The 24,050-nt window shown below is 53.4% G+C and carries 20 protein-coding genes and 1 pseudogene; 7 read left to right on the forward strand and 14 right to left on the reverse strand.

The window, feature by feature from the left end; genetic code table 11:
• Positions 1-41 precede the first annotated feature (41 nt).
• A complete protein-coding gene (locus tag JM656_RS16575) occupies positions 42-257 on the reverse strand; it encodes a DUF2754 family protein (protein ID WP_192611320.1) in 216 nt (71 codons plus the stop codon).
• A gap of 260 nt (positions 258-517) precedes the next feature.
• Here JM656_RS16575 and JM656_RS16580 point away from each other — a divergent pair, with 260 nt between their 5' ends.
• The gene (locus tag JM656_RS16580) at positions 518-826 is read left to right on the forward strand and encodes a YaiY family protein (RefSeq protein ID WP_203358716.1); all 309 of its coding nucleotides are present in this window, start codon (positions 518-520) and stop codon (positions 824-826) included.
• Positions 827-851: 25 nt separating this feature from the next.
• Here the strand turns inward: JM656_RS16580 and JM656_RS16585 are convergent, their stop codons facing one another.
• Both JM656_RS16585 and sbmA read right to left on the reverse strand, forming a co-directional pair.
• Positions 852-1,955 carry a DUF1615 domain-containing protein gene (locus JM656_RS16585; RefSeq protein WP_203358717.1) on the reverse strand — a complete coding sequence of 368 codons (1,104 nt, stop codon included), beginning with the start codon at positions 1,953-1,955 and terminating at the stop codon, positions 852-854.
• A 14-nt stretch (positions 1,956-1,969) separates the two neighbouring features.
• Entirely contained in the window at positions 1,970-3,190 is a 1,221-nt protein-coding gene (gene sbmA, locus JM656_RS16590; RefSeq protein WP_203358718.1) for a peptide antibiotic transporter SbmA, read from the reverse strand.
• A 425-nt stretch (positions 3,191-3,615) separates the two neighbouring features.
• Here sbmA and ampH point away from each other — a divergent pair, with 425 nt between their 5' ends.
• The gene (gene ampH / locus JM656_RS16595; protein WP_203358719.1) at positions 3,616-4,773 is read left to right on the forward strand and encodes a D-alanyl-D-alanine-carboxypeptidase/endopeptidase AmpH; all 1,158 of its coding nucleotides are present in this window, start codon (positions 3,616-3,618) and stop codon (positions 4,771-4,773) included.
• Between the two features lies 1 nt (position 4,774).
• On the opposite strand, the gene iprA is transcribed toward ampH, so the two are convergent.
• Entirely contained in the window at positions 4,775-5,398 is a 624-nt protein-coding gene (gene iprA / locus JM656_RS16600; protein WP_203358720.1) for a hydrogen peroxide resistance inhibitor IprA, read from the reverse strand.
• 89 nt (positions 5,399-5,487) lie between these two features.
• Positions 5,488-8,418, reverse strand: coding sequence for an autotransporter adhesin EhaB (gene ehaB / locus JM656_RS16605; protein ID WP_203358721.1), 2,931 nt, complete (start codon positions 8,416-8,418; stop codon positions 5,488-5,490).
• A 508-nt stretch (positions 8,419-8,926) separates the two neighbouring features.
• Here ehaB and hemB point away from each other — a divergent pair.
• On the forward strand, positions 8,927-9,901 hold the full coding sequence (gene hemB, locus JM656_RS16610; protein WP_192611314.1) for a porphobilinogen synthase: 975 nt from the start codon (positions 8,927-8,929) through the stop codon (positions 9,899-9,901).
• Between the two features lie 81 nt (positions 9,902-9,982).
• Here the strand turns inward: hemB and tauD are convergent, their stop codons facing one another.
• The 5 genes from tauD to mmuM form a co-directional block, all read right to left on the reverse strand.
• The gene (gene tauD, locus JM656_RS16615; protein ID WP_203358722.1) at positions 9,983-10,834 is read right to left on the reverse strand and encodes a taurine dioxygenase; all 852 of its coding nucleotides are present in this window, start codon (positions 10,832-10,834) and stop codon (positions 9,983-9,985) included.
• Positions 10,831-11,658 (reverse strand): taurine ABC transporter permease TauC, encoded by an 828-nt coding sequence (gene tauC / locus JM656_RS16620; RefSeq protein ID WP_203358723.1) that lies wholly within the window; start codon positions 11,656-11,658, stop codon positions 10,831-10,833. The genes tauD and tauC overlap by 4 nt, the downstream gene beginning before the upstream one ends.
• A complete protein-coding gene (tauB, locus tag JM656_RS16625; protein ID WP_203358724.1) occupies positions 11,655-12,422 on the reverse strand; it encodes a taurine ABC transporter ATP-binding subunit in 768 nt (255 codons plus the stop codon). The genes tauC and tauB overlap by 4 nt, the downstream gene beginning before the upstream one ends.
• A gap of 12 nt (positions 12,423-12,434) precedes the next feature.
• On the reverse strand, positions 12,435-13,397 hold the full coding sequence (gene tauA / locus JM656_RS16630; protein ID WP_203358725.1) for a taurine ABC transporter substrate-binding protein: 963 nt from the start codon (positions 13,395-13,397) through the stop codon (positions 12,435-12,437).
• 273 nt (positions 13,398-13,670) lie between these two features.
• Positions 13,671-14,603 carry a homocysteine S-methyltransferase gene (gene mmuM, locus JM656_RS16635; protein ID WP_203358726.1) on the reverse strand — a complete coding sequence of 311 codons (933 nt, stop codon included), beginning with the start codon at positions 14,601-14,603 and terminating at the stop codon, positions 13,671-13,673.
• A 242-nt stretch (positions 14,604-14,845) separates the two neighbouring features.
• Here mmuM and JM656_RS16640 point away from each other — a divergent pair.
• Positions 14,846-15,007, forward strand: a pseudogene (locus JM656_RS16640) (RNA 2'-phosphotransferase); the annotation flags it as partial.
• A gap of 62 nt (positions 15,008-15,069) precedes the next feature.
• Here JM656_RS16640 and JM656_RS16645 read toward each other — a convergent pair.
• Complete coding sequence (locus tag JM656_RS16645; protein ID WP_203358728.1) at positions 15,070-15,552, reverse strand: cold-shock protein; 483 nt, start codon at positions 15,550-15,552, stop codon at positions 15,070-15,072.
• A 103-nt stretch (positions 15,553-15,655) separates the two neighbouring features.
• Positions 15,656-16,195 (reverse strand): DUF2058 domain-containing protein, encoded by a 540-nt coding sequence (locus JM656_RS16650; RefSeq protein WP_203361309.1) that lies wholly within the window; start codon positions 16,193-16,195, stop codon positions 15,656-15,658.
• 248 nt (positions 16,196-16,443) lie between these two features.
• On the opposite strand from JM656_RS16650, the gene JM656_RS16655 reads away from it, so the two are divergent.
• Together JM656_RS16655 and JM656_RS16660 are read left to right on the forward strand one after the other, a co-directional pair.
• On the forward strand, positions 16,444-17,220 hold the full coding sequence (locus JM656_RS16655) for an MBL fold metallo-hydrolase (RefSeq protein WP_203358729.1): 777 nt from the start codon (positions 16,444-16,446) through the stop codon (positions 17,218-17,220).
• Positions 17,221-17,241: 21 nt separating this feature from the next.
• Complete coding sequence (locus JM656_RS16660) at positions 17,242-18,195, forward strand: GlxA family transcriptional regulator (RefSeq protein WP_203358730.1); 954 nt, start codon at positions 17,242-17,244, stop codon at positions 18,193-18,195.
• 8 nt (positions 18,196-18,203) lie between these two features.
• Here the strand turns inward: JM656_RS16660 and JM656_RS16665 are convergent, their stop codons facing one another.
• Complete coding sequence (locus JM656_RS16665; RefSeq protein WP_203358731.1) at positions 18,204-18,812, reverse strand: class I SAM-dependent methyltransferase; 609 nt, start codon at positions 18,810-18,812, stop codon at positions 18,204-18,206.
• A gap of 217 nt (positions 18,813-19,029) precedes the next feature.
• On the opposite strand from JM656_RS16665, the gene JM656_RS16670 reads away from it, so the two are divergent.
• Positions 19,030-22,107 carry a beta-galactosidase gene (locus JM656_RS16670; RefSeq protein WP_203358732.1) on the forward strand — a complete coding sequence of 1,026 codons (3,078 nt, stop codon included), beginning with the start codon at positions 19,030-19,032 and terminating at the stop codon, positions 22,105-22,107.
• 46 nt (positions 22,108-22,153) lie between these two features.
• Here the strand turns inward: JM656_RS16670 and prpE are convergent, their stop codons facing one another.
• Positions 22,154-24,040, reverse strand: coding sequence for a propionate--CoA ligase (gene prpE / locus JM656_RS16675; protein ID WP_203358733.1), 1,887 nt, complete (start codon positions 24,038-24,040; stop codon positions 22,154-22,156).
• Positions 24,041-24,050: the final 10 nt, after the last annotated feature.

Raw genomic sequence — 24,050 nt, forward strand, 5'->3', positions numbered from 1 at the left:
AACCCGACGTGTTGACGCAGACAAAGCCCGATGACTGCACGTTATCGGGCATCTTCCGTTTCATCTTCCACACGACGGCGAATAATCAGCCCGGAAAGCCAGAAACTGATGCCCCATGTCACCAGACCGACGGCATAGGTTTGCCACCCTTTGGCTTCAAAACCCAATAACCCCACCACCCCATTCAAAATGAAGATAAGCCCAATGGCAAAGGCATAGTAGTGCCAGTCACGGCGAATTTTTACAGGCAAGTTCATGACAGCTCCGGGGACAGGGCATAAAAGAACATCCTCGCACATTTACGCCTGACGGTCTGTGGCGGACGCGGAATTTCTGAAATGTTACGCAACTTAGCGTAAAGATCGTATTTTGTGACAGCGAACAGAAATCTGCAATCCAGGAGTAATCCCTGGGCTAAATTACCATCATTCTGATATTGACAAATCTGATGACCTGCCAGAATTACTGCGAGCCACTGGTATGACGCCAGAGTTGCAGAATTCCCCCGGAGGTCTTTATGGCTGATTTCACTCTCTCAAAATCTTTGTTTGGCGGGAAGAAGCAGGATACTACCTCCACTTCCGGTAACATCGCTTACGCCGTATTTGTGCTGTTTTGCTTTTGGGCAGGGGCGCAGATTTTAAATCTGCTGGTTCACGCGCCGGGCGTCTATGAACATTTAATGCAGGTACAGGAAACCGGACGCCCTCGTGTCGAGATCGGCTTAGGCGTCGGCACCCTTTTTGGTCTGGTGCCGTTCCTCGCGGGATGCTTGATTTTCGGTGTGATTGCCGCGTTCCTACGCTGGCGCCAGCGTCATCAATAACCCCGGAACCAACAGATTCCGGGACTTATCCGGCCGGAGAATTCATACAGCGAGCCCGACGTTCATCTACCCGTTTTGCAAACCATGCGGTGGTCAGATTACGCGTGATCTTCGGGCTTTCCAGTTGAATCCCCGGCAACATCTCTCTCGGTAGCGCTTTGCCTGTTTTGGTTTCTGCCAGCTTATACACCTTCTCGTACAGCGCCGTCTTCTCGAATGCCAGACTGTCACCTTTCTCCAGTTGGCGACGAATCTCGCTCTCACTCATTCCCAGTGTGTTTGCCAGTTTACGTATCGCCAGTTCTGTTTTGCCCGGCTCTTTGCTGTCGTAACGGATCAGATCGCCATCAAGGGCCAGTTTCACACCGCTGGCTTTGGCCACCGCATTCTGGAAAGCCGCATTACGACTGGCGTACCAACCAGCATTAAAATCGGCGAAACGGAAAATGGGCGCAGTGTAATTCGCGGGATAATTCAGCAGATGGTACGTACCGAACCACAATCCGCCCCGACGGGAGAAGACTTCCTGGCGCACCGTACCTTCCATTTTCCACGGATAGCCTTTGGTATGCTGCTCGGCAAACGCGATGCTGACCTGCATTGGGCCGCCCGTGTGAACCGGATTAAGCGAACCAAACAGCGTCTGCCCCATGGGCACCATATTAATAAAATCATCAAAAATGGCGCTGAGCTGTTTCTCCGTTTTCACCGAGTCCAGACGTTCGCTGTAGCTCTTCCCTGTCGGGGAGTTGATTTTCAACGCCGTATGGACCAGGAAAACGGGGATGTGCATACGCTCGGCACGTTTGTCGATCTCCTGCCAGGCAATTTTACTCAGGCCTGGTACGGCGGGGTCAGCCTGATAATTTGACTCTTGCTGCGCCACCGCCAGCACCGAACAGACATTTTCGACCGTCGGCGCCAGCCCCTGACTCTCAAAAGTCTTTGCCAGATCCTTCGCCCAGGCATCCCGGTCTTTCACACTTGCCGGCATTTTCTGGCGCACCACGCTTGCCACATCCACGGGCTTTTCACCCTTTTTTAAGGGCTGCGGGGGTTGGGTACTACAACCTGCCAACACCAGCACAGCCAGTAATGATAAGGGGTAAAGACGGGATACCGCCGGCATAACGTTTCCTTTTGTTAGCTAAATGTGTTGGTCACTTCCTGAATTTCTTGTCCATCCAGTTCACGTTCAAAGCTGCGTAAACGTTTATAGATAGACATCAGCTCAACCAACGTGGTCCAGGAATTGATCAGATACTGGAAGGAGCCGCGCACCTGACCAAACACGTTGGTGATTTGCGTCATCAGACCCAACGTAATGGTACCCGCAACAATCGACGGAAACAGCAGGAACAGACCGAAAACATTATCCACCTGCAAATAGAGGATGCGGGCAATGTTGAAGTACATATAGTGGAAATAGAGACGGAAATAGTTCTGGCGCACCGCACTGAACAATTCCCGTATGGTAGGCGGCGTAGCGCGACTGCCGTCATCTTCGCCGTAAACCAGTTCTTTACGATAAGCTGCTTCAACGCGCTGGTTTTTAAATTCCAGCCCCGGCAGTTTGATCCCCACGACAGCCAGTAATCCTGTACCCATCAGCGACCAGACGATCGCCGCAATCACCAGCCCGTAAGGAATATGCCCGACCACCGGCAGTTCTGGCACATGCGCGGAAAGCGTAACCAGCACCGGCAAAAAGGCGATCAACGTCATGATGGCATTAATGAAACTCACGCCCATATCTTCGAGGGTTGACGCAAAACGCATGGTGTCTTCCTGCACACGCTGTGCGGCGCCTTCAATGTGACGCAGGTGCTGCCAGTGCGCCATGTAATGTTCGTTCATGGCAGTACGCCAGCGGAACACATAGTGGCTCACAAAGAAATTGTTCATCACGCCAATGACCACAGCGATCAGCGCAATGCCAAGAAATACCCCCACTTCATGATAGAACTGCCCGATGGTCACTTTATGCGGCGAACTTAATGCCGTCTGGATCAAGTCATAGAATGGGGCATACCAGGCGTTGACGGCGACCCCCACTTCAACCAGAAACCAGGTGACGAAGATAATCAACGATGTGCCAAGAATTGACCAGTACTGCCAGCGGTGCGGGCTATAGATAAACCAGAACAGCGCAAACAGCCCCACGCAAATAATGTAATAAGCGTAAAAAACCAGGTAGTCCAGCGACCAGAATCGCGCGGCGCTGATGGGAATATTACCGGACGCACCTGTGATATGCGAAACCCAGGCTCCCCCACCCGCTTGCCAGAAGATGACAGCAACCAACGCCCAAATAAATGCCGAGATGAAAAACGGCCCTGGCTTGGGGAAAAAAGACTTAAACATGATGCTCTCCTGCTAACTTCTTATCGTTATGACGACTGCTGTTTATTTTTGCGCCATAAACGGCGGTAATGCAGATCTTCGCCCACGAAAAACGAGACGGAACCGACCATTGTGACCAGGATCATGGCGCTTAGTTCGCTTTCGAGGCTTCAGGAATTGTTTCGACGGGTTTCACAAAAACAAAATTCTCCGGCGTCCCGAGGTTACCACAAGCGTGGGATCACAAAAGCGAACTTTCACTCTCAAGAAAAAAAGCCCCATTTACTCGCCGTTACGTTTTTCACACTATCATTGCTCTATTTAGCGCTTTGCAGGCGCCGCTGAGTAGTATATACAACAAATCGTTCAGGTCGCGTCGAGGCGGTCTGAAAGAAGAAGTGTGTAAACTCGCATTGTTCTCTTCAATTAACTTATGGACACCACCGTTGAAACGTAGTCTGCTTTTTTCTGCCGCGCTGTGTGCGGCGTCATTGACACCTGTCCACGCGGCCCAACCTGGCCTCGATCCGGTTTTTGCTTCCGATATCGTCGATCGTTACGCCGAACATATTTATTACGGCAGCGGTGCCACGGGAATGGCGCTGGTTGTGATAGATGGAAATCAACGTGTGTTCCGTAGTTTTGGTGAAACACGACCAGGAAATAACGTCCATCCGCAGTTAGATTCTGTCATTCGTATTGCGTCACTCACCAAATTGATGACCAGTGAAATGCTGGTGAAATTGCTCGATCAGGGTACGGTGAATCTACACGATCCGTTGAGTAAGTATGCGCCCCCTGGCGCACGCGTTCCGACATATCAGGGAGCGCCGATTACGCTGGTGAATCTGGCGACCCATACCAGTGCATTGCCGCGTGAACAACCCGGCGGTGCGGCGCATCGTCCGGTGTTTGTCTGGCCAACCCGTGAACAGCGCTGGAGCTATCTCTCTACCGCAACATTAAAAGCAGCGCCGGGTTCACAGGCCTCATATTCTAATCTGGCGTTCGACCTGCTGGCCGACGCGCTGGCAACGGCCTCAGGCAAGCCTTATACCCAGATTTTTGAAGAGCAGATCACCCGTCCGCTCGGGATGAAAGATACGACGTTTACCCCCTCGCCCGATCAGTGCAAACGCCTGATGGTCGCAGAGAAAGGCGCCAGCCCCTGTAATAACACGTTAGCGGCCGTTGGCAGCGGCGGCGTGTACTCAACGCCAGGGGATATGATGCGCTGGATGCAGCAGTATCTCTCCTCTGATTTTTATCACCGCAGCAACCAGGCTGACCGCATGCAGACACTCATCTATCAGCGTGCGCAGTTGAGGAAAGTGATTGGCATGGACGTCCCTGGCAGAGCTGATGCTCTGGGGCTGGGTTGGGTTTACATGGCACCGAAGAATGGGCGTCCGGGGATCATTCAGAAAACAGGTGGCGGTGGCGGTTTTATTACCTATATGGCCATGATCCCACAACAGAACGTTGGTGCGTTTGTCGTGGTGACACGTTCTCCGCTGACCCGGTTTACCAGTATGAGCGACGGTCTCAACGATCTGGTCACGGAATTGAGCGGCAATAAACCCCGGGTGGTTCCTGCATCCTGAGTTAGTACTCTGAAGGCAAACGGGTGATACCAACCAGTTTGCCTTTATTCATTACGATGTAACCGCCCTTACGCAAAGCAGCAAGCACTTCGGCAACAACAGAGCGTGAAATTCGCGTTCTCTGGTGAATATAATTCATAACACCAATACGAAAACGCAGCTCATCATCCCACTCATTCATTGAGATCAATGTGGCCCGGATTTGTTCGTAGGAGTTATGACCAATCAACTGTAAATCACGCAATTCCATAATGCGGTTTTTCCATGCCAGCCAGCAAAATGCCTCACGCCATAGATTATTTTTTTCAATTATTTTTATCGTTTGAGACGAAGGAAGATGATATCCAGTGCAGCTACCTTCCGTTATTAATTTATACTGCATATCATTTTTCATAACACCATCAGACAACCCAATGATAAAGGGGGCCTGAGCAATACCTACAAGTATATGTTCTCCTCTCCATAAAGAAATGGCGCCACTTAAGATAACAAACGTATTGTCCTTATGATTATCATTAGAAAAAACAGTTTGTTTTTCGGTACACAACTCGAAGCGAGTGCCATATTTAGACAAACATTGATCGAGTTTACCAAATTCATTAACTGGTTTACTCAACGATAGCATTTTTCGTCCTATGCAATAATGCCCATCAAATCCTTGACGGGCATTTCTTAGATTAAATAATTTTTAGTAACTTTCTCAGAGAGAAATAATTACCAGGTATATTTAACACCCACGTTTGCCGCCCAATCTTGATCTACGTCGCCGCCACCGAGATAGTTAGCATCGGTATAGGCGCTGAAGTTCTTGGTAAAGCTAAATTGTGTACCCAGGCCAACACGTACCGCAGAACCTTCGGTGCCGTTGTCGATAGAGTCACCGTTTACATCAGCATCGTTGTTGGCGTCATCGTAAACGTAAGCCAGTTTGAAGTACGGAGTCAGAGCCTGATCCTGGCTGTAAGTGAAGGTATAACCGGTATCAATACCCAGTTCATAACGCATGCTGTCGTATGACTGACCGTCAACTTTCATGTCGTTGCTCAGCTGGTAGTCATCACCAGACTGGAACAAGCCGGATACGCTACCATACGGAGTGACATAACCTGCATCACCCACTTTCCAGTCGTAACCCAGTTTCAGACCGAAGCCCCAGGCATCAGAGTTGGTGCTGCCGTCAACGTAAGTACCGTCGCTCATGGATGCAGACAGATCGTTGTTGAAGTGAGAATAACTCAGGTTGCCATCAACAAAAATGTCGTTCGCGAAGTGGGCAGAAGAGTAGATGTAGGCAGTCTGGCTGTCTTGATCCACCTGACCTGTACGGTCACTCATGTCACCTTTCGCAAAGCCTGCTGCCGCACCCACAATCCACTTAGCGTTGTTACCGTCAACTTTGGTATCAACACCCACCATGATGCCGTTGACATCCTGATCGTAGCTAATGGTGTCGTTGTCGCCGTTGAAGTTACCACCGAAGTAACTTACCCAAGCACCACCATTATCTGTCAGACCATGACGCGAGTTGCTCAGACGCGTACCTACGGTATCCTGCTCCAGATTCCAGATATTGCTGTTAGCAGACGGAATGCTCAGCGCCATGTTCGCGTAGTCGGTCAACTCCATCTGTTGCATCACAACAGTATTGCCTTTCTGCTCAGCCTGGTAAGTGTAAGCACCCAGATCGGCTTTGTTTGCCGCAGAGAAGGTCGCAGTGCTGTTCTTGTCATTCACATAGATCAGCTCTTTGCCGTTGTAGTCAGCAATGGAGCCAGCACCTGTTGCATTGTCGATACGGACTTTGTAGTTACCGGTTGCAGCTGCAACGTGGTCGCCAGCGTTATCCACTTCGGACTGATCAGCAGAACTGTCTGCATCGCCGTTGCCATTAATGGTCAGATGACCATCAGAGTTCATCGCAACAACACCGTAACCGTAGTTAGACTTCGTGGTGTCATTGGTGCGGTCGTTGGTCAGGTCGGCATCCAGCACATAATCGCTGCTGTGAATGTCGAACACCCCTGCATGGATATTACCGCCAGTATCAGTCGTGCTGGTCAGATTCAATACATCTGTACGGAACGGACTGGCATCATACTGATCAACATTGACATCCAGCAGACCGCCGTTGGTCACGGTGATGGTGTTGGCATACAGCGCCGCATCAGCTTCATTCCAGCCAGCAGAGATATCGTCAGCCAAAGATACGGTACTGTTGTCGATAGTCAGAGTGTCAGTAGCGACATGACCATCTTCACCGATATTCAGAGCAGAACCACCGGTCAGGGAGATGGAGTCAGAAACCAGTCGGGAATCCGCTACATTGACCTGAGAGCCGCTGTTGATGCTCAGTGTATCAATCAGAGAGGCTTTGGTAGTATCCCACTCAGAACCGCCGTTCAGCGTTACGTTGAACAGACCGCTTTGATAAACTTCGTTGCCAACAACGTGACCGTCTTCATCATAAGCGGTACCGTCAGTGTTAATGCCATAGGTGGAAGATGGCCACAGGCTATTGGCTGCAATGTCGATCAGTGTTGCCGTCGCATCAGTACCCGCAGCTACGCTGTCATATACACCATCACCATCGGTATCAACCTGATGTACAGACATTGCCGCACCGACCCATTTGCTACCATTATTCAGGGTAACATCCATGCGGTCAGTACCATCCCAGCCATTGGTGTCGAGATCGGCATCGGTATCACGATAGGAATCAGCACCGTTCGGGAAGAAGTTTTCGTCGAAGTTGCTGGAGAACACAACATCGCCCATCAGAGTAGAGTTGCTGAGATTGACCGTCGTCTGCATCGCATTGTCTGCATACGGATTCGCAATTGCGGCAATCGCAACGTCATCAGCAGTCAGAGTATTGCTATAGTCACTTGCGTTATTGGTATTGCCGAACCAACCTGAAGTTCCTTCATCTGACCATGAACCTGACGTCACGGTAGAATCAGTCACAGTGATGGTGTTGTTGAACACTTCACCGCTGTTTACGCCAGTACTAACGGTGTTGTCGTCAATATCTTCCCACTCATAGCCCTGAGCCAGCGTGATGCCCGCGACATGTGAGTTATTGGTAATCGCCAGATCGACTTCCTGATCCAGGGTGATGGCGGTACCCATGTTATAAACGTCTACAACGTGAGTATCGGCGGTGCCATCAGTGTTTGTGCCATTATAAGTATAATGCTCGTAGTTATCGTCGATCGTTGAGTTATCAACGGTCAGCGCCAGGCGATCATAAACATAGCCCGTATCACGACCACCTGCACAATCGCTCGTCATGCACTCGGAAGTAATCATTCCGTGCACGGTGCTGTTTTTGATTGTCAGGCTATTACTATTGGTATTCGTTGAAAGACCATCATCCAGATAGTAGGTTGAGATAACGCCGTTAACAGTCGCGTTATTGATTACCGGGTAGATATCTCCGTTATAAACGCTATCGGTCGCGTAGTTGTTCCAGCCGACGTAACCATCATAATAAACGCCGTCAGCATAAGTTGCGTCGTTATAGTGCGTAAACGTTGTGTAAGTAGTACCAGAAATATCAGTGGAAGCATTTGCCTGAGAAGTGATTGCCAAAGTGCAGGCTAATGCTAATTTTGAGACTACGAGTTTCTTTTTCCAGGAGTGCATTTTTCATCCCTCCTCAGGGACGTAATATCGTTGATCCATCAATTATCAATGCGTAGAAAACATTATGTTTCGCAAGGAGGATTATGCGGCACCCACACTAAAAGGTTCAATTATTCTTTCCCGGCAGTCCGGAATCGGACAATAAACAAATACCGAAAGCATCTAATAAGAACCCCAAAAACACCATTAAAAATTAGTGCGTTATATAGAATTAAAAAGAAAGATCCATACAAACCATCAATAATAAAAACAAGTAAAAACAAAACAACGAATAAATAATTAGCCATTATTTAAATAATAACAAAATAAAATAAATTGATATTTTAAATATGCAAAAAACAATAATTTAACCCACCAATATAAATATTTAGCCAACCATAACAAAATATTGTTCAACTATTTATTTAATAAATCGTGAAAGCAAAAGCATAAGGCCAACTTTCGTAAAACACTCGCACGCAGCTTCAGGTATACTACGCCCTTCGATTCCACAAACATCAGGCATACCATGACAGACTTAATCCAACGCCCTCGCCGCCTGCGCAAATCTGCTGCGCTTCGCGCTATGTTTGAAGAGACAACACTCAGCTTAAATGACCTGGTGTTGCCGATCTTTGTTGAAGAAGAACTCGACGACTATAAAGCAATTGAAGCAATGCCCGGCGTCATGCGCATTCCAGAGAAGCATCTCGCGCGCGAAATTGAGCGCATTGCCAACGCGGGCATTCGTTCCGTCATGACCTTTGGCATTTCTCACCATACCGACGACACCGGCAGCGATGCCTGGAAGGAAGATGGTCTGGTGGCACGTATGTCACGTATCTGCAAACAAACGGTGCCGGAAATGATTGTCATGTCTGACACCTGTTTCTGCGAATACACATCACACGGTCATTGTGGCGTACTGTGCGAACACGGCGTGGATAACGACACAACGCTGACCAATCTGGGTAAGCAAGCGGTCGTGGCAGCAGCAGCAGGCGCTGACTTTATTGCCCCTTCCGCAGCCATGGACGGTCAGGTGCAGGCAATCCGGCAGGCGCTCGATGCCGCAGGCTTTACCGATACCGCCATCATGTCCTATTCCACCAAATTCGCCTCCTCTTTCTATGGCCCATTCCGCGAAGCGGCAGGCACGGCGCTGAAAGGCGATCGTAAAACCTACCAGATGAACCCGATGAACCGTCGTGAGGCGATCCGCGAATCACTGCTCGACGAAGCGCAGGGCGCTGACTGCCTGATGGTGAAACCGGCTGGCGCATATCTGGATATTTTGCGTGATATCCGTGAACGCACCGAACTGCCGATCGGCGCTTATCAAGTGAGTGGCGAATACGCGATGATCAAATTCGCCGCCATGGCCGGCGCGATTGATGAAGAGAAAGTGGTGCTGGAAAGCTTAGGGTCGATCAAACGCGCGGGCGCGGATCTGATCTTCAGCTACTTTGCGCTGGATCTGGCTGAGAAAAAAATCCTGCGTTAAGTTGTTTTGCCGGATGGCGGCTTCGCTATCTCCGGCCTACAAAAATGTAGGTCCGATAAGCGAAGCGCCATTAACCAATTTTCAGCCAGCACGGAAGTAAGGTTTATCGCCCAGAATGGTCGCCCGGTGCATAATGCGCCGCTGCGGCAGATAATCGGCGTTGGCGTAATGTTGCGTCACCCGATTATCCCAAATCGCCACGTCATCAGGCTGCCAGCGCCAGCGCACCTGGAACTCAGGTTTTGTGATATGCGCAAACAGGAATCCGAGTAGCGCTTCACTCTCTTTTTCCGTCACATCGACAATCCGCGTGGTAAAACCTTCATTCACAAACAGCGCCTGCTTACCGCTCACCGGATGGGTGCGTACGACCGGATGCAGCAATGGCGGGTGCTTTGCCACCGCCTCCCGCCACCGCTGATGATCGTCTTCGCTTTTGCGATATTTATATTCCTGAAACGATTTACGAAAATCATGCTCCGCGTGAAGGCCACTCAACAGCTGACGGAAAGGCGCTGAAAGCGCCTCAAACGCCGCAATCCCGCTAGTCCATAACGTATCGCCGCCGGTTGACGGCAGCTCTTTGGCAGCCAGAATCGCCCCGGCGGGCGGTGTTTCAATAAACGTCACATCGGTGTGCCAGTTGTCGTTGTCCGGCGGATTATCGTTATGGGTATCCAGCACGATAATCTCATCGACCCCTTCGGCATGCGGGTAGACCGGATGAATATGCAGTTCGCCGAAACGCTGCGCCAGCGCGCGCTGTTGCAGCGGCGTGATGGCCTGCTCGCGCAGGAACACCACCTGATGGCGCAGCACCGCGTGGTAGAGCTGTTCAAACTGGTTATCGCTCAGCGGGCGGGTTAAATCCGCACCGGAAACCTGCGCGCCAATATACGGTCCCAGCGGGGTAATGCTCAGACGTTCACTCATTGTACTTCTCCATGCCAGGGTGTCAGGCGTCGCTGGAGCGCACGCAAACCCAGTTCTAAAAGAAAGGCAATCACCGCAATGACTGCGATACCCGCCAGCACCACGTCGGTCGCCAGAAACTCCCCCGCCGACTGCACCATAAAACCTAAACCTCGCGTTGCCGCAATCAGCTCCGCCGCCACCAGCGTCGACCAGCCAACGCCCAGTCCGATACGTATTCCTGTGAGGATTTCCGGTAACGCACCGGGCAGAATCACAAACCACAGCACCTGCATACGGCTGGCGCCCAGCGATCTTGCCGCGCGAAGGCGAACCTGCTGCGCGCTTTTTACTCCCGCCATCGCCGACATCGCGACAGGCGCGAAAATAGCCAGATAGATCAGCAGGATCTTGGAAGTCTCGCCAATGCCAAACCAGATAACCATCAGCGGCAGATAGGCGAGCGGTGGCACCGGGCGATAAAGTTCGATAATGGGATCAAGAATGCCGCGTACCGTTGGGCTTAATCCCATCGCGATCCCAACCGGAATACCGATAATCACCGCCGCCAGCAGCGCCAGCACAATGCGAGTCAAACTGGCCGCCAGATGTTGCCACAGCGTGGCGTCCATAAAGCCCTGTGGCCCGGCAATCGCGATCAGTTTCTGCAATACCTGCTCCGGCGGTGGCAGAAACAACGGGCTTACCAACTGCAATGCCGCCACCGTCCACCACACGGCGAGGATAACCGCCAGCGTGGCGAGACTTAACGTTATCTGTCGCGAGAATGGCCAGCGCCATTTCAACGTCCGCTGACGCGGCTTATCACCGATCACCACACTCATGAAAAGGCCTCCCGTTGCTCAAAGACGCGGCTTAACACATATTCGCGGGTCTCAATAAACTGCGGATCGGACTTAATGCTGCGACTCGGCTCGCCCGCAACAAAACGGCGGGCAAAGTCCAGCGGCAGGCGTTCCAGCACCCGACCAGGCCCTGGGGACAACAGCACCAGTTCGGTGGCCATAAATACCGCCTCTTCAATATCATGCGTAATCAGCAGTACCTTTTTGCCCGTCTCATGCCAGAGCGTCAGCAACAGGGTTTGCATCTGCTCGCGGGTAAAGGTATCCAGCGCGCCGAAAGGTTCATCCAGCAACAAAAGCTGCGGATTCGCCGCCAGCGCGCGAGCAATCCCCACCCGCTGGCGCTGCCCGCCGGAAAGCTGCCAGATAAAACGTTTTCCCGCCCCTTCCAGCCCGACTTTTTTCAGCATCTCCTGCGCTACCTGCTGACGTTGCGCTTTCTCTACGCCCGCCAGTTGCAGGCCAAATCCAACGTTATCCTGCACGTTACGCCAGGGGAGCAGACCTTCGTGCTGAAAGACCACGCCGCGCTCTGCGCCTGGGCCGTCCACCGGCTTACCCTCCAGCAGGATGCTGCCGCGCTGATACGGCACAAATCCGGCAATCAGGTTCAGCAGTGTGGTTTTTCCACAGCCCGACGGCCCCAGCACCACCAGCAGTTCGCCGCTGTCGAGCGTCAGACTGATATCGTCCAGCGCCGGTTTACCACCGTAATCCGCAAAAAGATGAGAAATTTGCAGCATCAGCGCCCTCCTTTATTGCACGAAGCGGTCGGTGACGTACTGGCTGTAATCTGTCGCCACGGCGGGCACTTTACCTTGCTCTTTGAGGAACTGTGCGGTGTCGATAATCGCTTTGTTTACCGGTCCGGTGAGTTCAGCCGTCTGCTGTTGTGGTGTCAGATAGGTGTTGCCTTTCACCAGTGCCGGCACGTCGGCTTCGGGTACGCCGCTTAGGCGCGACAGTTTGCTGATGTTTTCCGGCTGTTTCAGCCATTCATCAGGATTCGCGAGATAGGGTTGCTGGGCATCGATGGCGCTTTTGGCGAACGCTTTCACCACCTCCGGATGCTTCTCGGCAAAGTCTTTACGGACTACCCAGACATCCAGCGTCGGCGCGCCCCACTCGCCCACTTTTTCGGAGTCGGTCAGCACCTTACCGTCTTTTTCCAGCGCGTTCACCGCAGGTGCCCAGACGTAGGCGCCGTCGATATCCCCGCGCTGCCAGGCGGCAATAATCGCAGGCGGTTGCAGATTCACAATCTCCACCTGGCCGGGCTTAATCCCCCAGTGCTTTAAGGCCGCCAGCAAACTGTAATGGGTGGTCGAAATAAAGGGGACGGCGATTCGTTTTCCGATCAAATCTTCGGGCTTGCTGATGTTTTTCTTCACCACCAGTGCTTCAGAATTACCGAGTTTTGACGCGAGCAAAAAGACTTCAATTGGCACCTGCTGACTGGCGGCGACCGCCAATGGGCTGGAACCCAGATTGCCGATCTGCACATCGCCGGAGGCCAGCGCCCGCACAATGCTCGCGCCGCTATCGAACTTGCGCCAGTCAACGGTGGCCCCGCTCTCTTTGGCGAACGTGTTGTCTGCTTGGGCCACTTTCGCCGGTTCCGCAGATGTCTGATACGCGACGGTAACGTTAACCGCCTGAGCCTGAAAAGCGATGAATGCCAGTGCGGCAATGACGGTGCTACGCGATGTTAAAGCCATATTGTCTGCTCCCCCTATTTTGTTATGGAGGCAGTATTTCGTGGCGGCTGAGTTTGATAAAGGAATTAAAAATTCTGGCTAAGAACAAAGCGTTTTTAGAAAAAAAATGGCAATAGTTAGCTATGGGGAGCATTTAGTGACAGGCAGGATATCGCGCTCACATGGCCGCCCAGCACCACTGCCGGATGGCGACGCCAAAGCGTCTTATCCGGCCTACAAAGAGCATAAGTTTCAAAGAACAGCACGAATTCGTAGGCCTTATCAGGCCGACTGTCAGCTTCGCGCTTTTATAGCGGCAATATCCTCTGGCGTGGTGCGACAACACCCGCCAATCAACCGCGCCCCCGCCGCCAGCCACTGCGGCAGGTAATCCGCCAGCCGCGCGCTGCATTCGCCGTGCTGATGCCAGGTTTTACTCACCGGATCGTAATGCTCGCCCGAGTTCGGGTAGACCACCAGCGGCAGCGACGTCAGTCCCTGTAAATGCAGCAAGGCGGCGGTGGTCTTTTCCAGCGCAATGCAGTTGACGCCAATCGCCACCACCTGAGGGAAATGGCTGAGGAACGCGACCACTTCGCGCAGCGGCGTGCCGTCGCTCAAATGTTCGCTGTCGCGCAGAGTGAAAGAGAACCACGCACGGGCGCGCGGCCAGGACTTCAACAGTTCCGCCAGCGCTTTGATCTCGACAAAATTCGGCATCGTTTCGCAGGCCAGCAGATCGGCGCCCGCATCCAGCAACGCTTCCACACGTGGACGGTGGAACGCCTGAAATTCTTCGCGGCTACGCAGGTAGTCGCCACGGTATTCAGAACCGTCAGCAAGAAACGCACCGTAGGGTCCCACGGAGCCCGCCACCAGCAGCGTGCCCGCCTGCGGGTTTTCAGCCAGATACGCTTCCCGCGCTTTACGCGCCAGTTCAACGCTCTTTCCGATAAGTGCTTTTGATTGCGTCTCATCGAAACCGCGCGCCGCTAAACCTGCGGATGTGGCCTGATAGCTGGCAGTAATGGCACACTGCGCGCCCGCACGGTAGTAGTCCAGGTGAACCTCGCGGATCACTTCCGGGTTTTCCACTAACACTTTGGCGGACCAGAGCCTGTCCGCTAACGTACAGCCACGCGCTTCCAGTTCCGTTGCCAGCGCCCCATCCAGCAACAAGAAATCTTGCTTTTCGAGGATGGCGTTCAACGGATTATGCTGCGACATGTTGTGGCTCCTGTAGGAATTTTCGACGTTAATAAACAGAAAATCACCCTATCACAACGACGCAAACGGTAACCTGTACCATCGCCCATTTTTAACGCTCGCTCAAACCGGTCGTTGATGCCACACCCTAAGGGCTGGCGCTTGTCAGAGGGTAAGACGTAATGATTAGAAACAAAAAGGTGCGCAGCAGACTGCTCTGTCATCGTTATCGTCGGGTGCCCCTCGCAGTGGTAGAGGAAAGTGAAGCTACGGCAACGGCAGTTGGCAAGCGGCACGGAAAACCGGTGGTATTGAAGATTGATGCACGCTTAAAGCACGAGAAAGGGATCAAATTTTATCAGGCCGATAATGGCGTCTGGTTGACTAAAACGGTGCCGGTAAGTTTTATTTTCCGGGAGGGATAAGCGGTGCCGAAATTCTGCTTATCTGAGCCACAGAATTTCGGCACGGGTCAGTCCGAATGATTTCAGATCTTGAGCATTTTTACCGTGGCCTCGATGTCTATCTCATCTTCCGAGAAGATTAACGTCGTGCCCTGGAAGGTGGTGATTGCCAGTTTTTTCACCGAGCGCATCTCGCCAGGCTTCGCGTCTGTTTTAGGTCTGATATTGCTCATCAGGATCCCCACCGACAGCACCGCGTTTTCTTTATCAATGCCGGTATCGACAGGGACTTCTTCGCTGTACACCAGGAAAGACTTGATCGAGGTGAGCTTAAGGCGCTCGCCCGCAATGTAGATGTATTTGCTTTCCGGGACGACTTTCACCGCATAGGCTGACAAGCCCTTGTTGTTGGTGGTCGGTTCGAAGGTCACCGCCGCATCTTTCTTAATAAGCTCCGGATTGGCGACCTTAATCACATGAAAATAACGGTTATCACCGTTTTCATCTTTGATAAATCCAAAGCCTTTATCTTTAAACCACGTTGTGATTGTTCCGTTCATCGCCATTACCGCCTGATTAATCGTTTATCTACTCAGTTTTGCTGCGCGCAGTGTAAAGCACAACGCCTGCACAGACTATGCCTTTGGCTTAAGTCTGGACTACCTTTATTTACCACATCAAATCATCGGGTACTTTAAAGTCAGCATACGGATCTTCTTCATCCTGCTCTTCTGCACTCAGCGCGCTGTGTAACACAATACTGCTCGCATCCCGTTGGGCGATCTTATCGGCTACGCTTGCGGGGATAATCGCGTATTCGCTCTCGCTACTGTTATCAACAGCCAAACGCGCAATCGCGAGACGACCGTTGATCAGCTGAGTCTGAGTCAGCTTATCCACCGTGATTTTTTTGATTAAATTGTTGTCGGTGAAGTTAAAACCAATATCGCCTCTTGAAATGGTGATTCGGTTCATTTCAATAAGTTGCTTCACTTGCGCTTTATACTCTTTCGATAAAACAGCCTGTTTTTGTTGTTCGCTCAGCTGTTTATCACGCTCAAGTTGCGCTTTTTTATTCTCTTCCACGGCCTCTCTTGCCTCACGAGCCTGAACGCGTGATTTTTTAGCCGTTCTCTGGACTTTGGCCATTTTTTTGCTGGTCACTAATCCAGCTTTAAGCATCTGCTCTTGTAAGGTGAGTTTTGTCATCTTCGTATCTAAACCGGTTGAATATTTATGGGGATTATACCTGTATTTTTTGAGGCTGTACCTGTTTGCCACATCCTGGCGTGGCGTGAGCCGACGTGTTTATTGATTTCAGGAATGCGCCGGGCGATTACGCTGAACCCGACGGATCGATTGGCCCAATCTCATCGTGACTTGCCCATTTGCCCACATTCATCTTCTGGACAACACTCTACGATGGCATCACTGACTCACCACGTGGAGTAAACATCATGAATATCACCCAAATCCGTAATGCCACGCAGCTCATCACCTTTGGCCACAAAACGTTTCTGGTAGACCCGATGCTGGCCCCGCAAGGTGCATACCCAGGATTTGCCGGAACGGCGCGCGCGGAGATCCGAAATCCCACGGTGGAACTCCCGTGCAGTATTGACACACTGTTGAAAGCCGATGCCCTGATCGTCACCCACCTGCATGAAGATCACTGGGATGAGGCCGCGGCCCGCACGATACCCAAGGACAAACCTGTCTACGTGCAAAATGCTCAGGATGCGCAAACGCTGCGGGATCAGGGCTTCACCCGGCTTACCGTTTTGTCGGATAACACCGTGTTGGGCGATATCACTCTGCATAAAACCGGCGGTCAGCACGGTTCGGATCGCGCTTACGCCATTCCACAAATGGCGGAACGTTTAGGGGAGGCTTGCGGTGTCATTTTCCAGCATGCTGAGGAGAAAACGCTGTATCTGGTCGGCGATACAATCTGGCGCGACGAGGTGGAAACCGCGATGTCGACCTTCCAGCCTGACGTGGTGGTCGTGAATGCAGGGTTTGCGCACGTCCTCGGTTTTGGCCCGATCATTATGGGCGCGGAAGATGTACTAAAAACCCACTTCGCGCTGCCGCAGGCACAGATTGTGGCCACCCATATGGAAGCCATAAACCACTGCCTGCTCACCCGTGACGCACTCAGGCAGTATGCCCAGGATAACCAAATTGCAGAACTCGTGAACGTGCCGGAAGATGGTGAAACGCTCACCTTTTAATAACTCCCGATGAGGAATCGTATGCGCCCAGTCACCGTCGCCATTATCGCTGTTGAAGATTTCAGTCCCTTCCACTTTTCGGTGCCCTGTATCCTTTTCAGTGACAAAATGACGGTGAAAAAACGATTTGAGGTACAGATCTGCGCTGAAAAGCCCGGAATTGTCAGATCACAGGACGGTTTTTCGGTCACAGCCTCACACGGCTATGAAGCGGTCACTCATGCTGACATCGTGGTCATCCCCTATTGGGGGACCACGGCGAACTGCCCGCCGCAGCGTTTACTCAACGCGCTGGTTCGTGCGCGGAATAATGGTGCGCAGATTGTCGGACTTTGTCTGGGCGCCTTCGTTCTGGGCTACGCGGGTTTGCTTGACGGTAAACGCGCCGCCACCCACTGGGAATTTGAGCAGGATTTTCAGGCGCGCTTCCCCACGACTCACCTTGATATTAACGCCCTGTACGTGGACGACGACGGCATTATTACCTCGGCAGGAACCGCCGCAGCGCTGGATTGCTGCCTGTACATAATCCGTCAACGCTTTGGCAGCGTGGTGGCTAATCAAATTGCCCGGCGGATGATTGTCCCGCCGCATCGCGAAGGGGGACAGGCGCAGTTTATAGAACAACCCGTGCCCAAAAACACCCAGGATGAGCGCATCAACGCGCTGATCGATTATTTACGCCTGCACATCCGCGAACAGCATAACCTGGACTCGCTGGCGCAGCAGGTAATGATGAGCCGTCGCACTTTGACGCGTCATTTTATGAAAGCCACCGGATCGAGCGTGGCCGGGTGGCTAATTACCGAGCGTCTACGCCAAAGCCAGGAGCTGCTGGAGTCCAGCCATCTCCCGGTCGAACGGATTGCGGAACAGGTCGGGTTTCTTTCGCCGGTGACCTGGCGCCAGCATTTTAAATCTCAATTTGGCGTCAGCCCCGCCGAATGGCGCAAAACCTTCCAGGGTGTGGCGTGAGCGAGCGCTTAACCTCGTTTTTTCGCCAGCCAGATGGTATGCCCCGTGCAGTGGGGATCTTCCATCATCATATCCACAACCTCAAAACCGTTTGCTGACAGGAGTGCGCGGTACTCTTGTGGGGCAAGACTGGCATGGAACAACGGTTCACCTTCAAACTGCCCCATGGCGATCCCGTTTTCGGGGCCGCTGGTAAACATTAACGCACTGCCAGGATGGCTCAACTGGGCAAAAATCGGGAACATCTTTTGTTGGTCCTGCTGAGTTAAATGGAAAAAGCTGTCCCACGCAATCAGACCGTCAAAATTGTCATTGAGCGTTAATTCGCGCATATCCTGTTCCAGCCAGCGCTGGTCGGGAAAGGATTGCCTTGCGCGCGACAGCATCGCCGCAGAGCCATCGACACCGGTAAGCTGAAAGCCTTGCTGGATAAAATAGTCAGCAATCGGCTGACCATTCCCACAACCGATATCGAGAATGCTTCCCTTCCCGCCAATGACAGCGATGAATTTATCCAGCCAGCGTTTCTCGAAAAGTGTGCGCGAGCGCTGGCTGGCATAGGCATCGGCGTGACGCCGGTAGATGGACAAAATGTTCTTTGCCGCAGAGTCACTCACATTTCCCTCACTATTTTTATCTTTCACTTTTATATCAGTATGTTAAACATCACGACTATAGCCCAACTCCGGTCAGGTTTCTCCGCTCAAATCCGGTCCACCGTCATTACTGTGAGTCAGTTCACCCACTCTACGTCCCCGGCTTTACAGGTTCTCTCAGCGCACTTTATGTTGATTAAAATTGTGAACGAATAACACATAAAGACAGGATCCTGCCATGCCCCTGAATACAGATTCACTCGCCACCGTACTGGCCAGACGCGACTGGGAAACCCCCGGTATCACGCAGCATCATCGCCTTGAAGCGCATCCGCCGTTTTATAGCTGGCGCACTGCTGATGATGCGAAAAACAATCTACAGTCAGAGCAACGACGAAGCCTTAACGGTGCATGGAAATTTGCCTGGTTTGCCTCCCCGGAAGCGGTCCCGGAAAGCTGGCTTTCCGGGGATTTGCCGCATACTGATACCATTACCGTACCCTCAAACTGGCAAATGGAAGGCTACGACGTCCCCATCTATTCGAACATCACCTATCCGTTCCCGGTGAATCCCCCGTATGTTCCGGCTGAGAACCCCACGGGATGTTACTCGCTCACATTTGATATTAATGAAAGCTGGCGGCAGTCAGGGCAGACCCGCATTATTTTTGATGGCGTGAATTCTGCTTTTCATCTGTGGTGTAATGGTCGCTGGGTGGGCTACGGCCAGGACAGTCGCTTGCCGTCTGAATTTGACCTCAGCGATTTTCTGCTCACGGGGGAAAACCGCCTGGCGGTGATGGTGCTGCGCTGGAGCGACGGCAGCTATCTGGAAGATCAGGACATGTGGCGAATGAGCGGAATCTTTCGCGATGTCTCTTTGCTGCATAAACCAGACACGCAAATCCGCGACCTGCGCGTCAACACCCGTTTTAACGACGATTTCAGCCGCGCCGTGCTGGAGATGGACGTCAGAGTGGCGGGCGTCCCGCGTGACGATCTCCGCGTTACCGTACAGCTGTGGCAGGGGGACACGCTGACCGGGACAAGCACCTCACCGTTTGGCAGCGAAATCATTGATGAGCGCGGCGCCTATGTAGACCGCACGACGCTGCGCATTAACGTCGAGCGCCCGGCGCTGTGGAGCGCAGAAACGCCAAATCTGTACCGCGCCGTCGTGCAACTGCATACCGCTGACGGCACGCTGATTGAAGCTGAAGCCTGCTATGTCGGCTTCCGCCAGGTCTGTATTGAAAATGGACTGTTGCTGCTGAACGGCAAACCGCTGCTGATCCGTGGCGCCAACCGCCATGAACATCACCCAAAAAACGGTCAGGTGATGGACGAAGAGACTATGGTGCAGGACATCCTGCTGATGAAGCAGAACAACTTTAACGCCGTGCGCTGCGCCCATTACCCGAATCATCCGCTGTGGTATACCCTGTGCGACCGCTACGGGCTGTATGTGGTGGATGAAGCCAATATCGAAACCCACGGTATGGTACCGATGAATCGCCTGAGCGACGATCCGACCTGGCTGCCGGCCATGAGCCAGCGCGTCACGCGCATGGTGCAGCGAGATCGTAACCACCCCAGCATTATCATCTGGTCGCTGGGCAACGAATCCGGCCACGGCGCTAACCATGACGCGCTGTACCGTTGGCTGAAATCAGAGGATCCCTCCCGCCCGGTGCAGTACGAAGGCGGCGGCGCGAATACCGCCGCAACCGACATCATCTGCCCAATGTATGCCCGCGTCGATCAGGATCAGCCCTTCCCCGCTGTACCGAAATGGTCGATCAAAAAATGGCTGTCGATGCCCGGCGAACAGCGCCCGCTGATCCTCTGCGAATACGCCCACGCGATGGGCAACAGCCTCGGCGGCTTCGCCAAATACTGGCAGGCGTTTCGTCAGTATCCGCGCCTGCAGGGTGGTTTTGTCTGGGACTGGGTCGATCAGTCATTGATCAAATATGACGCCGACGGTCAGCCCTGGTCCGCCTACGGTGGCGACTTCGGCGACACGCCCAACGATCGCCAGTTCTGTATGAATGGCCTGGTATTTGCCGATCGCACGCCGCACCCCGCGCTGTATGAAGCGAAACACGCACAGCAGTTTTTTCAGTTTTCGCGACTGCCGGGCGCAGAATGCACGATTGAAGTGACCAGCGAATACCTGTTCCGCCATAGCGATAACGAGATTCTGCACTGGGCCGTGACTCAGGACGGCAACCCACTTGCGACCGGAAAAGTGGTACTGGATATCGCCCCCCAGGGCCGCCAGGTCATCGTGCTGCCAGAGATTCCTGCGGCCAAAACGGCAGGTCAACAGTGGTTAACGGTGCGTGTCGAGCAGCCACAGGCAACCGCCTGGTCGCAGGCCGGACATATCAGCGCCTGGCAGCAGTGGAAGCTTAGCGCGAAACTCTGCACGCAACTGCCTCCATGCGTCGACACAGCCCCGCAGCTCACCGCCAGCGAAACCGCCTTTAACATTGCGGTGAACAATAAACGCTGGGAATTCTGCCGCCAGCAGGGTGTGCTGACACAGTACTGGATCAATGAAGAAGCACAGTTGCTGACCCCGCTTATCGACCAGTTCACGCGGGCACCGCTGGACAACGACATCGGGGTGAGTGAAGTCGCCCGTATCGACCCGAACGCCTGGGTTGAACGCTGGAAGGCCGCCGGTCACTACCAGTTGCACGCAGTGTTGTTGCAATGCGAGGCCGAGGCACTTTCCCGCGCCGTGCTGCTGACCACCACCCACGCCTGGCAGTATCAGGGCGAAACGCTGTTTATCAGTCGTAAAACGTACCGTATCGACGGTCATGGTGAGATGCAGATTAGCGTGGATGTTGAGGTCGCCAGCGGTACGCCGCATCCGGCGCGTATCGGTCTGAGTTGCCAACTCGCCCAGGTCGCAGAACGGGTGAACTGGCTGGGACGGGGTCCGCACGAAAACTATCCGGATCGCCTTGCCTCCGCCTGTTTCGACCGTTGGGATCTCCCGCTGGATGAGATGTATACCCCCTACGTCTTCCCCAGCGAAAACGGCCTGCGCTGCAACACCCGCGAGCTGAAATATGGCGCACACCGCTGGCGCGGCGACTTCCACTTCAACATTAGTCGCTACAGCCAGCAGCAACTGATGACCACCAGCCACCGCCATTTGCTACAGCCGGAAGCAGGAACCTGGCTCAATATTGATGGTTTCCATATGGGCGTTGGCGGCGATGATTCCTGGAGCCCTTCCGTCTCGCCGGAATTCCAGCTCAGCGCCGGACGATATCATTACCGGGTGAGCTGGGGTTAACGAATTGCCGGATAAGACGCGACGGCGACACTATCCGGCAACACTTTTACTCCTCAATCGCCAGACGGATCTGATCGAGCGACGAAGGATCGTCAATGGTCGTCAGATCGCCTGGATCGCGCCCTTCGCAAATGGCCTGGATCGTACGCCTGAGCATCTTCCCGGATCGAGTCTTCGGCAACTGAGAAACAAACCAGACGTGTGCCGGACGACCAAAATTACCGATCTGACTGTCCACCAGCGCCATGATCGCTTTCTCTTCGCTGTGCGCCACATCTCGGTCCTCCAGACTGTCGCTCAGTTTGGGAATCACAAACGCGACCGCCACCTGCCCCTTCAGCGCATCTTTCACCCCCACCACCGCCACTTCCGCCACGTTCGGATAGCTGGAGATACTCTCCTCGATTTCACGGGTGCCCAGACGGTGTCCGGCAACATTAATCACATCGTCCGTTCGCCCGAGGATAAAGTAATAGCCGTCGGCGTCGCGGATCCCCCAGTCAAAGGTGGCGTAGACCGGGCGGGAGAACAGCGACCAGTAGGTGTCCACAAAACGCCTGTCATCGCCCCAGATGGTCTGAATACACCCCGGCGGCAGCGGTCCCTCAATCACCAGCATTCCCTTTTCGTTGACGCCGCACGGCTCGCCGGTCACTTCATTGAGCAACTGTACGTTGTAGCCATACATCGGCACGCCGGGACTGCCGAGCCGCGAAGGACGGTCGTCCAGTCCACGGGCAAGCGCCATAATTGGCCAGCCGGACTCCGTCTGCCAGTAATTGTCGACAACCGGTACGCCTAGCGTTTCCGTCACCCAACTGGCGGTCGGTTCGTCCAGCGGCTCACCCGCCAGGTAAAGCACTTCCAGCGAGGAAAGGTCGTGGTTGCGAATCTGCGCGGTCGGGAATTTCTTCAGCACACGGATGGCGGTCGGTGCGGAGAACATCCGACTAACCTGATATTTTTCGACGATTTTCCACCACACGCCGCAGTCCGGATACGTCGGCAACCCTTCATAAACAATGGTCGCCATCCCCGCCAGCAGCGGTGCATAAACAATGTAGGAGTGCCCAACCACCCAGCCGATATCCGAAGCGCAAAAGAAAACGCCCCCCGCTTTACCGCCAAAAATGGTGTCCATGCTGGTCGCCAGCGCCACCGCATAGCCCCCGACATCACGCTGCACCCCTTTCGGTTTTCCGGTGGTGCCCGAGGTATACAGAATGCAGGAGGTTTCGTTCGATTCCAGCCAGGCGACAGGCACCTTCGCGCCAAGATGCTGCGGGCGCAGCGTCGCAAAATCACAATCGCGCTCCGGCACGCGTGCCATTTTCGCCAGCCCGCGATCCACCAGCAGGACATGGCGCGGCTGATGCTCTGCCTGAGCGATGGCCTCATCCAGCAGCTTTTTATACGGCAGGATTTTACCGCCCCGCGCCCCGGCATCGGCCGAGACAATCAGCACCGGTTTGGCATCATCAATACGCGCCGCCACGCTGTGCGAAGCAAAGCCGCCGAACACCACCGAGTGAATCGCGCCAATACGCGCGCAGGCCAGCAACGTAATGTGCGCCTCGGCAATCATCGGCATATACACCAACACCCGATCGCCACGCTGTACGCCAAGCGACTGTAGCATCGACGCCACCACATTCACTTCGTCGTACAACTGGCTGAAGGTGTACGTGCGCTCTTCTTCGGTTTCTGATGAGACGGCAATCAGTGCCAGCGCGTTGGGTTGCTTAGCCACCCAACGGTCAATGGCGTTATGGCACAGATTGGTCGTGCCGCCGCAAAACCAGCGGGCAAACGGCGGATTGCTGTGGTCCAGCACCTGAGTAAAAGGATGCTGCCAGTCAATACGCTGGGCCTGTTCGGCCCAGAATGATTCAGGTTGTTCGATAGAACGCTGATAAAACTCGCTAAAAGACATAATGCTCTCC

The sequence above is a fragment of the Citrobacter sp. R56 genome (assembly GCF_016811995.1).
In the GTDB taxonomy this organism is placed as follows: domain Bacteria; phylum Pseudomonadota; class Gammaproteobacteria; order Enterobacterales; family Enterobacteriaceae; genus Citrobacter_D; species Citrobacter_D enshiensis.